The organism is Archangium minus (assembly GCF_044360475.1).
Taxonomy (GTDB): Bacteria; Myxococcota; Myxococcia; order Myxococcales; family Myxococcaceae; genus Archangium; species Archangium minus.
In genome coordinates this window covers 8,510,651-8,524,848 of record NZ_CP043494.1, presented here as the reverse complement: position 1 = coordinate 8,524,848, position 14,198 = coordinate 8,510,651, and the positions used below count along the sequence as shown (strand labels likewise).

Below are 14,198 nucleotides of genomic sequence, written 5' to 3'. Positions count from 1 at the left end.
TATGACCACGAACAGAAGTGAAATCGCTCGTTGACCCCCAGGCGTTGAAGACCTAAGCCGAGGACCGCTTATGGCCGACCTCAAGAGCGTTACGGTGGAGTACCTGCGGGAGCTCGCGCGCAAGCATCTGGGGCGTGGGCACAGCAAGCTCAAGACCAAGAAGGACCTGCTCGCGGCTCTCGCGAAGCGGGTGCCCGGGCTCGCGAAGCTCGCGGGCGTCCAGGTGTCGGAGACGGTGAAGGACGGGAAGGGCTCGGAGAAGGCCCAGCGAGGGGCGCGCAAGGCCCCTGTTGCCGTCTCGGCGGCCTCGCGGACAGAGAAGCCCGAGGAGCGCCCTCCTGCAAAGGAGCCCTCCGCCCCCGCGCATCCCCTGCCCGGAGATGACGACGAGAAGACCCCGGTCCGCCACCCGCCGCGGCCCGCGGAGGTGGTCAACTTCCCGCCCAAGCCCAAGCAGAGCCGGCTCTCCGTCGACGACGAGGAGCCCACCCTCTCAATGCCGGTGGAGACGTCTGCGTCTTCCGGGTCCGAGCCCACCCACACGGCCCAGCACGCTGCGGAGCCGCTGGTGGAGGGCTTCTTCGTGGCGCGCATGGCGGGCGAGCAGGAGGCCTGGCGCCACCACCTCACCGAGTCGCAGCGCAGCAGGCCCCGCGAGACACTCGGCTCGCCGGACTATGACGAGCAGCTCGGTGAGCTGCCGCTGGACTACGGGGACGACACGGCCCTGCTGCTGCCGCGCGACCCGCATACGCTCTTCCTTCTCTGGGACTTCAGCTCCGCTGCCAGGCAGCGCGCCTTGGATGGGCTGGAGTCGCCGCGTGCCGTGCTGCGCGTCTATGACGACCAGGACATCCTGGTGAAGGTGCTCGACGTGGCGCTCGAGTCGCGCAGCTACTACATCCATGGCCTGGCGCCTGGCCGTCCTTATCGCGTGGAGGCCCACTTCGTCGGAAGCAGCGGGCGCTCGCGCCGCATCGGCCACTCCTCCAACCGGGTCTTCCTGCCGCCGGCGGGTCCGTCCTCGGACACCTCGGTGCGTTTCCTCCGCATGCCGCCCGTTGCCACCCGGAAGGAGGCCAGCATGGAGGCGGTGGCCGCGAACGCGCCCACCCGCAACGCGTCCATCGAGGAGCGCGAGTACATCACCTGGCGCCGCGTGCCCCTGCCGGGCAGCGGTGAGTTCGAGGATATTCCCGAGCGTCGGCGAGAGCGTATCGGGCCTGGCGCTCCAGAAGAGGGGGCTCCTGGGCAGGACTATCTGCATGTCCGCCGTGCCGAGGGCTCCTCGGAGCAATGGGCGCGGCCGGTGGGTCCGGCCGGCTCCTCCGAGCAGTGGATGAGGTCGGCGGGTCCGGTCGGCTCGTCCGAGCAGTGGCTGAAGTCCGCCGGTCCGGCGGGCTCGTCCGAGCAGTGGGTCTGGTCAGCGGGTTCGGCGGGCGAGTCCGGGCAGTGGATGAGGTCGGCGGGTCCGGCGGGCTCATCCGAGCAGTGGGTCTGGTCAACGGGCCCGGCGGGCGAGTCCGGGCAGTGGATGAGGTCGGCGGGTCCGGCCGGGTCATCCGAGCAGTGGGTGCGGTCGGCGGGGCCGGCGGGCGCGTCCGGGCAGTGGGTGCGGTCGGCGGGTCCCGCGGGGTCCTCGGAGCAGTGGACGGGGTCGGCGGGTCCGGCCGGGTCCTCGGGGCAGTGGGTGTGGTCAGCGGGGCCCGCGGGCTCGTCCGAGCAGTGGGCGTGGTCGGCGGGTCCCGCGGGGTCGTCCGAGCAGTGGGTATGGACGTATGGCCCGGTGGGAGCGTCCGAGCATTGGGCCGGGGGTCGGCGTCCGACAGGGGCCTCTGAGCAATGGGCCTGGGCGCGTCCCACTTCTTCTGGCCAGGGTCGTTAGGGGAGATGACATGAGCATCGGCTCGCTTGCGCTCGTCCTGCACGCACACCTGCCGTTCGTCCGTCACCCTGAATACGAGGACTTCCTCGAGGAGGACTGGCTCTACGAGGCCATCTCCGAGACGTACCTTCCGCTGCTGCTCGTCTTCGATCGGCTGGCGGAGGAGGGCGTGCCCTTCCGGGTGACGATGACGCTCACGCCCCCGCTCGTCACCATGCTGCGCGACGAGCTGCTCATGGGCCGCTATGGGCGGAAGTTGGATCAGCTCTGTGAGCTGGGTGCGCGCGAGGTGCACCGCACCCGGAACGACCCGGTCTTCAGTCGGCTGGCCCACTTCTACCGGGACCACTTCGAGTCCCTGCGCAGCGCCTTTCGTGAGCGCTACAAGCACGACCTGGTGGGCGCCTTCCGCCGGCTCCAGGACGCGGGGCACCTGGAGATCATCGCCAGCAACGCCACGCACGGCTTCCTGCCGCTGATGCAGCAGACGCCCGAGGCGGTGCGCGCGCAGATCTCCGTGGCCGCCAACCACTACCGACTCACGTTCGGCCGGGACGCGCCAGGCATCTGGCTGGCCGAGTGCGGCTATTACCCCGGGGTGGAGAAGTTCCTCGCGGCCGAGCGCATCCGCTACTTCTTCGTGGACACCCACGGGCTGACGGATGCCTCGCCCCGGCCGTTGCATGGTCCGTTCGCGCCCATCTACACGGAGGCGGGCGTGGCCGCGTACGCGCGCGACCCCGAGAGCAGCCAGCAGGTGTGGAGCTCCGAGTACGGCTATCCTGGCGACCCCGTCTACCGCGAGTTCTACCGGGACATCGGCTGGGACCTGGACCTGGACTACATCCGGCCCTTCATCCAGCCCACCGGGGATCGCAAGAACACCGGCTTCAAGTACTACCGCATCACGGGCAAGACGCAGGACAAGCAGCCCTACGATCCGGACGCCGCGCGCGAGCGTGCTGTCACCCACGCGGGCAACTTCCTCTTCAACCGCGAGAAGCAGTTCGAGTGGCTCTCGGGGAAGGTGGGGGGCCGCAAGCCGGTGGTGGTGGCGCCCTACGACGCCGAGCTCTACGGCCACTGGTGGTTCGAGGGCCCCTGGTTCCTCGAGGCCCTCATTCGCAAGGTGGCCTCCGAGCAGAAGACCTTCCAGCTGGTGACGGCCTCGGATGACCTGAACGAGTACCCGGAGAACCAGGTGGCCACGCCGCCCCTGAGCTCCTGGGGCGCAGGCGGCTACGCCAACATGTGGCTGGACGGCTCCAATGATTGGATCTACCGGCACCTCCACCACTGCGCTCGGAAGATGGTCGCCCTGGTGAAGGACTTCCCTGACGCCTCCACGCTCTATCGGCGGGCGCTCAACCAGGCTGCGCGTGAGCTCCTGTTGGCCCAGTCCTCGGACTGGGCCTTCATCATGAAGACGGGGACGATGGTGGACTACGCCGTGCGCCGCACGAAGGAGCACCTCCTTCGCTTCCTGAGGCTGCACGATCAGATCCGCAACGGGAGCATCGACGAGGGCTGGCTGACCCACATCGAGGGCAAGAACAACATCTTCCCCGAGATCGACTACCGGGTGTACCGCCCGGCCTGAGGGGGGTGGGGGTGTAGCGCCCACCCCCTTGCTTCCATTCTCGGGAAGAGAGGGGGGGCTGCATTGTTTCCCAGTCGGGCGGGCAAGGCCGGTGTGCCTTGCCTTGAAGTCTTTCCGTCTTATTTGGGGAGAGACCATGACTATGCGACTGACCTCTCAGCGGAGCGCCCTCGTTGGCGCCCTTTTCGTTGCGCTGCCGATGCTGGCCGGCGCCCAGAACGCGGCTTCTTCCGCGACCTCCCTGCAGCCCGCCACCCGGGAAGCGCAGGCGCTGCCTTCACTCGCCCCGCTGGTCGAGTCGGTGAAGGGCGCCGTCGTCAACGTGGACGTGCAGGCCAAAGCCTCCGGAGGCGGGGAGAATCCCTTTTTCGAGCGCTTCTTCGGAGGTGAAGGCGACCCTCGGGGACAGCGGCGCGAGCCCATCCGTCAGGGCACGGGCTCGGGCTTCATCATCGACCCCAAGGGGTTGGTGCTGACCAACAACCACGTCGTGGAGGGGGCGGTGTCCATCATCGTCCGCCTGGACGACGGACGGAGCTTTGACGCGGAGATCGTCGGGAGGGATCCGCTCACCGACGTGGCCCTCATCCGGCTCAAGGGCAAGGTGGACAACTTGCCCACGGTGAAGCTGGGAGACTCGGACGCGCTGCGAGTCGGAGACTGGGCGGTGGCCATTGGCAACCCGTTCGGGCTGGCCTCCAGCGTGAGCAGCGGCATCATCTCCGCGCGTGCCCGCAACATCCACTCGGGCCCGTATGACGACTTCCTCCAGACGGATGCCGCCATCAACCCGGGCAACTCGGGTGGCCCGCTCTTCAACATGAAGGGCGAGGTGATTGGCATCAACACCGCCATTGTGGGTGGGGGTACGGGCATCGGCTTCGCGGTGCCGAGCAACCTGGTGAAGGCGCTCCTGCCGCAGCTGGAGAAGGACGGCGCGGTGACTCGCGCGTGGCTGGGCATCAGCATCCAGGACCTGACGCGGGACCTGGCCAAGGCGATGCAACTGCCCGTGAGCGAGGGTGCGATCGTGTCCTCGGTGAACGACAACTCCCCGGCGGGCAAGGCGGGACTGAAGGCGGATGACGTCATCGTAGCCATCGACGGCCAGCAGGTGGGCTCGGGTGGCCAGCTCACTCGCACGGTGGCGCTGAAGAAGCCGGGCAGCACCTCCACGCTGGACGTGTTCCGCGACGGAAAGAAGCAGGCGCTGAAGGTGCAGCTGGGGACGCGGCCGGACCTGGAGGGCCTGAGCGTGCGCCCGAATCGTGGCGGCGACGACTCCGAGGAGTCCTCCAAGGCTCGCGTGGGGGTGTCGCTGAACAACCTGGATCCGCGCGTCGTCGCGCGAGCGGGGTTGAAGTCAGCACAAGGGGCGTTGGTGACGGACGTGATGCCGGGCTCTCCGGCGGAGCGCGCGGATCTGAAGCCGGGCATGGTGGTGGTGGAGGCGGATCACAAGCCGGTGCGGAACGCGGAGGAGCTGGCGAAGCTCATCCGGAAGGCGCCCTCGGGGAGCACGCTGCTGCTGCGCGTGGAGGTTCCGGGCAACGGACGCTTCCTGCGAGCCCTGCTCATCCCCTAACTCCCTCTCCCTCTGGGAGAGGGTCGGGGTGAGGGTATTCAAGCCCGTGCCATTCCTGGGGTGGCACGGGCCTTTTCATTGCGGGAGCTTCGAGGCGGGGAACTTCAAGGCCTCAAGCCTTGGCCAAGCTGGGCGAGGAGGGATCGTTGGGACGAGAGATCCCGCGCTCGCGGCCCGGGTGCAGCTCCATGCCGGGCGAGTAGCTGGTGACGAGATTACGCCCGCCGCGCTTGCTGGCGTAGAGGGCGGCGTCGGCGCAGTCGACCAGTGTGTCCTGGGTGGTGGCGTCGTTGGGGTAGGTGGCCACGCCGATGGAGACGGTGATGTGGCCGGTGGGCTGGGTGGGGGAGGCGAGCTGGGGGGCCTCCACCACGGCGCGCCGCAGCTTCTCGGCCACCTCGTACGCGTCCTCCTTGGACACGTTTGACAGCACCAGCATGAACTCCTCGCCGCCGTAGCGCGCGAGCGTGTCCACCTTGCGCACGCGGGAGCGCAGCACGTCGCACACCTTGCGCAGCGACTCATCACCGGCGCGGTGGCCGGCGGCGTCGTTGAGCCGCTTGAAGTGGTCAATGTCCACCATGAGGATGGACAGCGGCGTGCCGAAGCGCTGCGAGCGCGCCACTTCCAGCTCCAGCCGCGAGAAGAGGTGGCGGCGGTTGGGCACCCCGGTGAGCGGGTCCGTCATGGTGAGCCGCACGGCCTCGGCGTGGAGCATGGCGTTCTTCACGGCGGTGGCGGCCTGGTCGGCCACGGCGGTGAGCAGCTCCAGCTCTTCGGGCGCGAAGCTGGCCACCTCTGGGCGCTGGAAGTTGAGCACCCCCAGCACCGAGTCCGTGTGCACCATCGGGATGCACAGCAGTGCCCCGGTGGCATGCCCCGACATCAGCGCGCGCCGGGCGAAGATGCTCGAGGTGTCATTGATGTCCGGCACGTACACCACGCGCTGGGTCTCCGCCGCGCGGCCGCACGCGCCCTCTCCGAACCGGAACGTCATCCCCTCCAGCTCCGCGTTCTCCGGGAAGGTGCTTTTGATCTCCAGCAGCCCGTCCGTATTGACGAGCATGATGGAGAAGTGCGGGATGTGGAGTCGCTCGGGCACCAGCTGGGAGATGCGCGAGAGCAGCTCGGACAGCTCGATGGTGGAGTTGACGGATTTCGCCACATCAAAGAGGAGGGCCAGCTCGGCGATGCGCTCTTCCAGCTCCTCCTTGAGGGACAGCTTCCACTTCGTCACCTGGAGATCGCGGTGGGTGTCGATCTCCTCGGCCTTCATGGAGGTGAGGCGCGCCAGCATGGCGTTGAAGGCTGCGGCGAGCCGGGAGATCTCATCCGTGCCCCGCACCTCCGCGCGCACCAGGAAGTCACCCTCCTCAGCGCGCCGCATGGCGGCCGTCAACCGCTTCAGGGGGCTGGTGAGGAAGAAGTGCAGCGACATCCCGGTGGCGACGATCAACATGCTGCCCAGCACGAGCACCGCCACCAGCGCGCCGCCGAGGGCATCCGTCAGCTCTCGGTGAACCTCCGGCTCAATCACGCGCAGGTGCAGCAGGCCCACGGGACGCGTCTGCGCGCCCGGGTGACAGCTCTCGCAGGACTTCTCGCCGAGCGGGCGGAGCACCTCTGTCTCGTGAGCATCCGAGCGGGCCCACTGGGGTCCAGGGGCCGTCAGGCGCTCCGTATCGGGGTGCCGGGTGCCTGCTTCCTCGGACCTGACGGACCAGCGGATGCGACCGTCTGGCGACAGCACGTTCAGCTCTGTCGTGGCGCGCAGCAGCTGGCTCTCCGAGCGCAGCAGCTCGGCGACGGGGGTGTGAGGAGGCAGGCCTTCGGGCGTCGGCAGCCGGAAGGTGGTGCCGATGAACTCCGCGAGCTCCATCGCCTCATCGTGCGTGGCGTCCCGCGCCGCCAGTTGTGCCTCACGCCAGAAGTAGCCCATGCCCAGCAGGGCCGCGAGCAGTCCGGGCAGTGCAATGCTCCACAGGAGCTTCCTGCCTACGGTGTCGACACCGAGTGCCATGTGCGCGAGGGCAGGGGCTTCGGCCCGGTGCCTTCATTCCCCTCTGGTTGTACGGTTCTCGGATTGTCGGATCGGCTAACGCGGACTGTCAAACGGACTTCGTTGGAAATTATTCGGAGCTGGGGCGTTGATATTGCGTGACGCGCCGCAGGGTGTGCTCCGCTTCGCTCTACTCATGACTGATCCGTCCTCGTCCTTCGTCCTCTCCTCGCTCCTCCCCGTGCCGCACGGCTTCTCCACGCGGGCCGGTGGCGTGTCCGAGGGGCCTTATGCCTCGCTCAACCTGGGCTTCGCGGTGGGTGACCTCCGAGAGCGGGTGGAGGAGAACCATCGGCGGCTGGCGGTGGCGGCGGGCGCGGCGTTGGACGCGCTGCACACGGTGAAGCAGGTGCACGGAGACCGCGTGGTGGAGGCGGACGCGGGGGAGGGGGCAGGCACGCTCCGGACACCGGAGGGCGAGGCAGACGCGCTGTGGACGGAGCGACCCGAGCACTGGGTGGCGGTGGGGACAGCGGACTGCGTGCCGGTGCTGCTGGTGGACACCGAGGGGCGGCGGGTGGCGGCGGTGCACTCGGGGTGGCGCGGTACGGACGCGCGCATCGTGGCGCGGGCGGTGGAGGCCCTGGTGGCGAAGGGCTCCCGGCCCGAGCGATTGCTGGCAGCGGTGGGCCCCTCCATTCAGCGCTGCTGCTATGTCGTCTCCGAGGAGCTAGGCGAGCGCTTCTCCACTCGCTTCGGCCCGGAGGTGGTGGCGCGCTCGGGGGGAGACGTGCGGTTGGACCTCGCACGGGCGGTGCGTGACACGCTGCTTGGCGCGGGGCTGAAGGCCACTCACGTGGAGGTGCTCCCTCATTGCACTGCGTGTGATGCGGACCGATTCTTCTCACACCGGCGTGACGCGGGGCGCACGGGCCGTCACCTCAATTTCGTGGTACACCGGTTCTGATCGGCGTCCGGGCCGATTTCTTGACGGTCTCCGACCGCCCTTCCTATCCTTCCGTCCGGACCCCCGAATCCGTGCCGGAGCGCCGCATCATTCGCCGACTGCTTTCCATCGCGCCCCTGTGCGCGCTGACCGCCTGCGCCACCGCTGGTTCCGCTCGTACGTCGGAACTGGAGGAGCTGAAGGCCGAGGTGCGCGCCATGCGCGAGACCCAGGCACGCCTGGAGAAGCGTCTCGAGCGCATGGAGTTGCACGCCAGCGTGACCCAGGCCCGCGCTGCCTCTGCCGCTGCTCCAGCCCGGGACGCATCCGCCCCTTCCGCGACCGCGTCTGCGCCTGCTCCCGCCTTCACCACGCCGGAGTTGACGGTGGTGAAGCTCAAGCCGCGCAACGAGCCCGCGCCTCCGCTGCCCACCCGGGTGGCCGTCGTCGAGCCCGCGCCCGATGACATGGAGATGTTCATCAGCCCCGCCGCGGAGAGCGACAGTGCTCCCGCGGACGCCGACGAGCCGAAGGAGCAGATCGACAGCACCGTGCTGGACGCCCTGTTCGAGCAAGCGGTGGCGGCGCTGCGTACCGGCAACGTGGAGGGTGGGGTGGAGCGCCTGCTGAGCTTCGCGCGGGAGAACCCTCGCCACCCCCGGGCCGACAACGCGCTCTACTTCGGCGGGCTCGGGCAGATGGGGCTCAAGGACTACGCCACCGCGGCGAAGAGCTTCGAGCTCCTCATCGAGAGCTACCCGGCCGGCGACGCCGTGCTGGATGGAATGCTGCGGCTGGCCGAGTGCCGGCTGCGGCTCGATCAGAAGGCAGACGCGCGGGCGCTCTACACCCGCATCCTCACCCAGTTCCCGGGGACGGCCGCCGCCAACCAGGCGGAGCAGCGGCTCGCGTCCCTCTCGCCCTAGCAGTCCGAAAGGAAGTCGTCCGATGCGCTCGCGGATCCTCTCCTCGCTTCTCCTCGCCACCGTGCTCGCGCCACCCGCTGTGTGGGCGCAGAACGCGGACGATCAGGAGCCCGAGGCTGGCGACGAGACCGAAGGGTCCGAGGTTGTCGACGAGCAGCCTGCTCAGCCTCGGCCCGGTCAGGTCACCATTCCCCCGGGCCAGGGCGGCCGCGAGTCCGCTCCCGGAGAGATTCACACCGTGGAGAAGGGTGACACGCTGTGGGATCTCTCGCAGCGCTACCTGGGCAGCCCCTGGTACTGGCCCAAGGTCTGGTCCTACAACCCGGAGATCGCCAACCCGCACTGGATTTACCCGGGCAACCCGGTGCGCTTCTTCCCCGCGGGAGAGGAAGTGCCCTCGCGCGTGGAGGCGGGCCTCGGTCCGGCGCCCTCGGAGATGGTGGCCGAGGCCGGGGAGATCGCCGAAGCCACCGAGATGGATCCCTCCAGCGGGGAGGAGATGGTGCAGGTGAGCGGCAAGCTCACCTACGAGCCCAAGGCATCTCGGACGGTGATGACGCAGGGCTTCGTCACCTCGCGCGAGCTGGATGAGGCGGGCCGCATCGAGGGCGCCACCAGCGGGGCGGAGATGCTGTCCTTCCCGGACGTCGCCTACGTGCGCTTCAAGCGCAAGGCGGATGCGAAGCTCGGGGACAAGTACGTGGTGTTCCACACCGTGCAGGACGTGAAGCACCCGGTGACGGGCAAGCAGGTGGGGTTCCTCACGGAGTTCGTCGGCACCCTGCGCGTGGTGGCACTGGGCGACAACTACGTCAAGGCGCAGGTCGTGGACACGTGGGATGCCGTCTCGCGCGGGGATCTGGTGGGCCCGTACGGCGAGAAGATGGTGGACCAGGTGGTGCCCCGGCGTAACGAGAAGGAGCTCAAGGGCTACGTCGTCACCGCGCTCGTGCCGTACCTGACCCTTACCGCCGAGCACCACTTCCTGGTGATCGACAGGGGCAGCAGCGATGGCGTGCAGGTGGGCAACACCTTCACCGTCACCCGTGAGGGAGACCCTGCCCGCCAGGAGGTGCTCCAGGTGGATCCGGCGCTTGGCAAGAAGAAGGGCAAGACGCCGCTGCCCTCGGAGAACATCGCCCTGTGCCTGGTGACCGAGGTGAAGGAGCGCACCTCCAATTGCATCCTCACGTACTCCATCCAAGAGGTGGCGCCTGGGGATGCCGTGGTGATGCGGGTCAATTCGTCGCCCACGGCGCAGCGCTGAGACACCCGGGCTTCTCGACGGATGCCCCCCTGGTGGGGGCACGTAACCCCTTGGATCGGCTTGGTTGGCCCCTACTGCAGGGGACGTGCCGCTTGACCACCGCCGGACGGGTGTTTATGTGTCCCGCCCCCTCGCCGTCGGACCCATCTTCTATATAGGTGGGCCCAGGAGGGGGGTTGGGTATGGTGGACGTCACGACGGACAAGCACACGGCGGAGCAACGGACGCTCCTGGCACTCTGGGCCGTCCCCGGGCTGGGCCCGAGGACCTTGGGGAACCTGCGTGCTTTTGCCGGGGGCTCGCTCGCTCGCCTGGCTGCTTGTCCGGTGAAGGACTGGCTGGTGGAGGCGCCGCTGCCCATGCCGGTGCGCCGGCGTCTGGCGGAGGTCCCCGAGCTGGGTTTCCTGGCAGATCGCGTGCTGGAGCGCTGCGCGGCCGTCGCCATGGGCGTGGCCTTCCAGGGCGAGCCGGCCTACCCCGCGCGCCTGGCTGAGACGGAGGATGCCCCTCCGCTCCTGTTCTACCGGGGGCAGGTGGGGCCGCCGCGCCGCCGGGTGGCCATGGTGGGCAGCCGGCACCCGGATCAGGGCTTCCTTCCCTTTGCGAGGAGCTTCGCCCGGCAGGTGGCCGAGGGTGGGGTGGGGGTGGTGTCCGGAGCTGCCGCCGGGGTAGATCGGGCCTGCCACTGGGGCGCATTGGACGCGGGCGGAGAGACGTGGGCCTTCCTCGGCTCGGCGCTGGACGCGTTGGATCCCGCCCAGGCGAAGCTGCTGCCGCACTTCCTGGCTCGGGGCGGGGTGTTCTTCAGTGAACTGCCGCCCGGCGTCCGGGCGAGCACGACGACCTTTCCCCGGCGCAACCGGCTCATCGCTGGCGCGTCGGATGCGGTGTTGATCCTCCGAGCGGGGGCGGCTTCTGGCAGCCTCTACACGGCGGAAGCGGGACGAGCGCAGGGCCGGCCAGTGTTAGCCCTGCCCGGTGATGTGATGAACGAGGGAGCGGCCGGCTGCAACGCGCTCATCCGTGATGGACACGCGCGGGCCTGTCTCTCCGTTCATGAAGTCTGGCGGGCCGTGGGGTTTCACCCCGAGCGGTCGGTCCCGCCAGGAGAGGGTTCGTCGTGGGATGAGCTCTCGGTGGAAGCGAGGGGGGCCTACCAGGTGTTGGACAGGGTTCCCAGGTCATTCGATGAGGTGCTGGCCGGTAGCCAGCTCTCGCCCGCGGCGCTCTCCAGCGCCCTGGTGGAGCTCGAGCTGTCGGGGCTCGTCATCCAGCATCCTGGAAGGTTGTTCGAGAAGGTTTGAGGAAAATCATGGCGACGCGCACGAAAAAGACGGCAACGGCGGGCGAGATGGAGGGCGAGGAGACCGCGGCCCCCAAGAAGGCAGCCAAGAAGCCGGCGGCGCGCAAGAAGACCGCCGCCAAGAAGAAGACGGCCGCCAAGAAGGCCTCCTCGCGCCGCAAGGTCAGTGACGAGGCCCTGCCCACCGTGGAGGCCTCCGCCGAGGATGGCGAGGCCACCGACTCCCCCAAGCGGGGCAAGGGACCGCACTACCTCGTGGTGGTCGAGTCGCCCGCCAAGGCGAAGACCATCAAGAAGTACCTGGGCTCCGGCTACACGGTGAAGGCCTCGGTGGGCCACATCCTGGACCTGCCCAAGAGCAAGATGGGCGTGGACCTCGAGCGCGACTTCGAGCCCCAGTACGAAGTCATCAAGGGCAAGGAGAAGGTGCTCAGCGAGCTGAAGAAGGCCGCTCAGGGCGTGGACAAGGTCTTCCTGGCGACGGACCCCGATCGCGAGGGGGAGGCCATTGCCTGGCACATCAACCAGCAGCTGGGCCACCAGAACGCCTACCGGGTGATGTTCAACGAGATCACCAAGCCGGCCATCCAGGAGGCCATCGCGCACCCGCGCCAGCTCAGCCAGGAGAACTACGACTCCCAGCAGACGCGCCGCATCCTGGACCGGCTGGTGGGCTACCAGATCTCCCCGCTGCTCTGGAAGAAGGTACGCCGGGGCCTGTCCGCGGGCCGCGTGCAGTCCGTGGCCGTGCGCCTCATCTGCGAGCGCGAGGACGAGATCAAGGCCTTCGTCCCCCAGGAGTACTGGACGCTGGATGCCCTCCTCGAGGGTCCCGCCGGGCCTCCGCCCTTCAAGGCCAAGCTGGCCAAGGTGGATGGCAAGAAGGTGGACCTGAAGGACCGGGACACCACCCAGGGGCTGGTGGAGGAGCTGAAGAGCTCGTCGTTCGTGGTGTCCAAGGTGGACAAGCGCGAGCGGCGCCGCAACGCGCCCGCTCCCTTCATCACCTCCAAGCTGCAGCAGGAGGCCGCCAACCGGCTCCACTTCACCGCCAAGAAGACCATGGCGCTGGCCCAGCGTCTCTACGAGGGCGTGCCGCTCGGTGAGGAGGGCCAGACGGCGCTCATCACGTACATGCGTACGGACTCCACCCGTCTGTCGGATCAGGCGGTGGCGGCGGTGCGCGAGTTCATCGGCCAGACCTATGGCGCGGACTACCTGCCGGAGGCCCCGGTGGTGTACCGCACCAAGAAGGGCGCTCAGGACGCGCACGAGGCCATCCGGCCCACGTCGCTCGAGTACCCGCCCTCCAAGGTGAAGCACTACTTCGACTCGATGAACGACGACATGGCCGCGGACATGTTCCGTCTCTACGAGCTCATCTGGAACCGCTTCGTGGCGTGCCAGACGAAGCCGGCCGTGTATGACCAGACGAGCGCGGAGATCACCGCGGGCCGGGCCACCTTCCGGGCCTCGGGCTCCACGCTGAAGTTCCCCGGCTACCTGGCCATCTACGGCGCCAGCCTCACCCCCGAGGAGGAGGCCGCCCAGGAGAAGGCGCGCGCCGCCGGCGAGGACACCGACGAGGACGGCGTGGGCGAGCTGCCCGTGCTCAACGACGGGGACGCGCTCTCCCTGCAGAAGCTGCTCGACGAGCAGCACTTCACCCAGCCGCCTCCGCGCTTCTCGGAAGCCACCCTCGTCAAGGAGCTCGAGGAGCGGGGCATTGGCCGTCCGTCCACCTACGCCGCCATTCTCTCCACCATCCAGGAGAAGAAGTACGTGGAGAAGGTGGAGGGCCGCTTCCGGCCCACGGACCTGGGTGTCATCTGCAACGAGCTGCTCGTGAAGCACTTCCCCCACGAGCTGGACGTCGCCTTCACCGCCGGCATGGAGGAGAAGCTGGATCAGATCTCCGAGGGCGAGGCCAACTGGAAGGCCGTCCTCAAGGACTTCTACGGGCCCTTCAAGGAGACGCTCGAGAAGGCCGAAGCGGAGATGCGCGACGTCAAGCGCGAGGAGATCAAGACCGACGTGGCGTGCGAGAAGTGCGGCAACGTCATGGTGATCAAGTGGGGGAAGATGGGCCACTTCCTCGCGTGCTCGAACTACCCCGAGTGCAAGAACACCAAGGACTTCAAGCGCGACGCCGAGGGGAAGATCGTCATCATCGAGGAGGAGACGACCGACGAGAAGTGCGAGAACTGCGGCAAGAACATGGTGGTCAAGCGTGGCCGCTTCGGGAAGTTCCTCGCGTGCTCGGGCTACCCCGAGTGCAAGACGTCCAAGCCCATCTCCATCGGTGTGACGTGCCCGGACTGCAAGCAGGGCTACCTCACCGAGCGCCGCAGCCGCTTCGGGAAGATCTTCTTCGGCTGCAACCGCTACCCAGACTGCAAGTTCGCCGCCTGGGACCGGCCGCTGCCGGAGGCGTGCCCCAGCTGCCAGTCGCCCTACCTGGTGCAGAAGTACTCCAAGCGGGACGGCCCGTTCATCGCCTGCCCCAACAAGGAGTGCGACTACCGGCGGCAGATCGTCGAGCCCGAGGTGGCCGCTGCTGCTACACCCGCCGCCAACGGCCCCAACGCTTCCTCGGCTGCTTGAAGCGCTGAAAGTTCAAGGATTTCAGGGGCATGGCCCTGCCCCTGGCTTGACACCTCCGAGGAGGGTCTTCTAGAAGTTCAGTG

Annotated in this window: 9 protein-coding genes; 8 read left to right on the top strand and 1 reads right to left on the bottom strand. The window is 68.3% G+C overall.

What is annotated here, in order from left to right; all coding sequences use genetic code 11:
• The first annotated feature begins 70 nt into the window (after nt 1-70).
• The 3 genes from F0U60_RS34635 (at nt 71) to F0U60_RS34625 (ending at nt 5,070) form a co-directional block, all read left to right on the top strand.
• Nucleotides 71-1,885, top strand: a complete 1,815-nt coding sequence (locus F0U60_RS34635; protein ID WP_395806335.1) for a DUF4912 domain-containing protein — start codon at nt 71-73, stop codon at nt 1,883-1,885.
• A gap of 10 nt (nt 1,886-1,895) precedes the next feature.
• Nucleotides 1,896-3,485 carry a glycoside hydrolase family 57 protein gene (locus F0U60_RS34630; protein ID WP_395806334.1) on the top strand — a complete coding sequence of 530 codons (1,590 nt, stop codon included), beginning with the start codon at nt 1,896-1,898 and terminating at the stop codon, nt 3,483-3,485.
• A 136-nt stretch (nt 3,486-3,621) separates the two neighbouring features.
• Entirely contained in the window at nt 3,622-5,070 is a 1,449-nt protein-coding gene (locus tag F0U60_RS34625) for a trypsin-like peptidase domain-containing protein (protein WP_395806333.1), read from the top strand.
• Between the two features lie 112 nt (nt 5,071-5,182).
• Here the strand turns inward: F0U60_RS34625 and F0U60_RS34620 are convergent, their stop codons facing one another.
• Nucleotides 5,183-7,090, bottom strand: coding sequence for a diguanylate cyclase (locus tag F0U60_RS34620; RefSeq protein ID WP_395806332.1), 1,908 nt, complete (start codon nt 7,088-7,090; stop codon nt 5,183-5,185).
• Between the two features lie 175 nt (nt 7,091-7,265).
• Between F0U60_RS34620 and pgeF the strand changes: the two genes are divergently transcribed.
• From pgeF to topA, 5 genes are all read left to right on the top strand, one after another.
• Complete coding sequence (gene pgeF, locus F0U60_RS34615) at nt 7,266-8,036, top strand: peptidoglycan editing factor PgeF (protein WP_395806331.1); 771 nt, start codon at nt 7,266-7,268, stop codon at nt 8,034-8,036.
• Nucleotides 8,037-8,107: 71 nt separating this feature from the next.
• Complete coding sequence (locus F0U60_RS34610; RefSeq protein WP_395806330.1) at nt 8,108-8,941, top strand: tetratricopeptide repeat protein; 834 nt, start codon at nt 8,108-8,110, stop codon at nt 8,939-8,941.
• 22 nt (nt 8,942-8,963) lie between these two features.
• Nucleotides 8,964-10,208 carry a LysM peptidoglycan-binding domain-containing protein gene (locus F0U60_RS34605; protein ID WP_395806329.1) on the top strand — a complete coding sequence of 415 codons (1,245 nt, stop codon included), beginning with the start codon at nt 8,964-8,966 and terminating at the stop codon, nt 10,206-10,208.
• Between the two features lie 182 nt (nt 10,209-10,390).
• Complete coding sequence (locus F0U60_RS34600; RefSeq protein WP_395806328.1) at nt 10,391-11,512, top strand: DNA-processing protein DprA; 1,122 nt, start codon at nt 10,391-10,393, stop codon at nt 11,510-11,512.
• Nucleotides 11,513-11,520: 8 nt separating this feature from the next.
• Complete coding sequence (gene topA / locus F0U60_RS34595) at nt 11,521-14,115, top strand: type I DNA topoisomerase (RefSeq protein WP_395806327.1); 2,595 nt, start codon at nt 11,521-11,523, stop codon at nt 14,113-14,115.
• Nucleotides 14,116-14,198: the final 83 nt, after the last annotated feature.

Coding starts and splice junctions, on each gene's coding strand:
- F0U60_RS34620 (WP_395806332.1), bottom strand. CDS start 7,090: ATGGCACTCGGTGTCGACACCGTAGGCAGGAAGCTCCTGTGGAGCATT.
- F0U60_RS34635 (WP_395806335.1), top strand. CDS start 71: ATGGCCGACCTCAAGAGCGTTACGGTGGAGTACCTGCGGGAGCTCGCG.
- F0U60_RS34605 (WP_395806329.1), top strand. CDS start 8,964: ATGCGCTCGCGGATCCTCTCCTCGCTTCTCCTCGCCACCGTGCTCGCG.
- F0U60_RS34630 (WP_395806334.1), top strand. CDS start 1,896: ATGAGCATCGGCTCGCTTGCGCTCGTCCTGCACGCACACCTGCCGTTC.
- pgeF (WP_395806331.1), top strand. CDS start 7,266: ATGACTGATCCGTCCTCGTCCTTCGTCCTCTCCTCGCTCCTCCCCGTG.
- F0U60_RS34625 (WP_395806333.1), top strand. CDS start 3,622: ATGACTATGCGACTGACCTCTCAGCGGAGCGCCCTCGTTGGCGCCCTT.
- F0U60_RS34600 (WP_395806328.1), top strand. CDS start 10,391: ATGGTGGACGTCACGACGGACAAGCACACGGCGGAGCAACGGACGCTC.
- topA (WP_395806327.1), top strand. CDS start 11,521: ATGGCGACGCGCACGAAAAAGACGGCAACGGCGGGCGAGATGGAGGGC.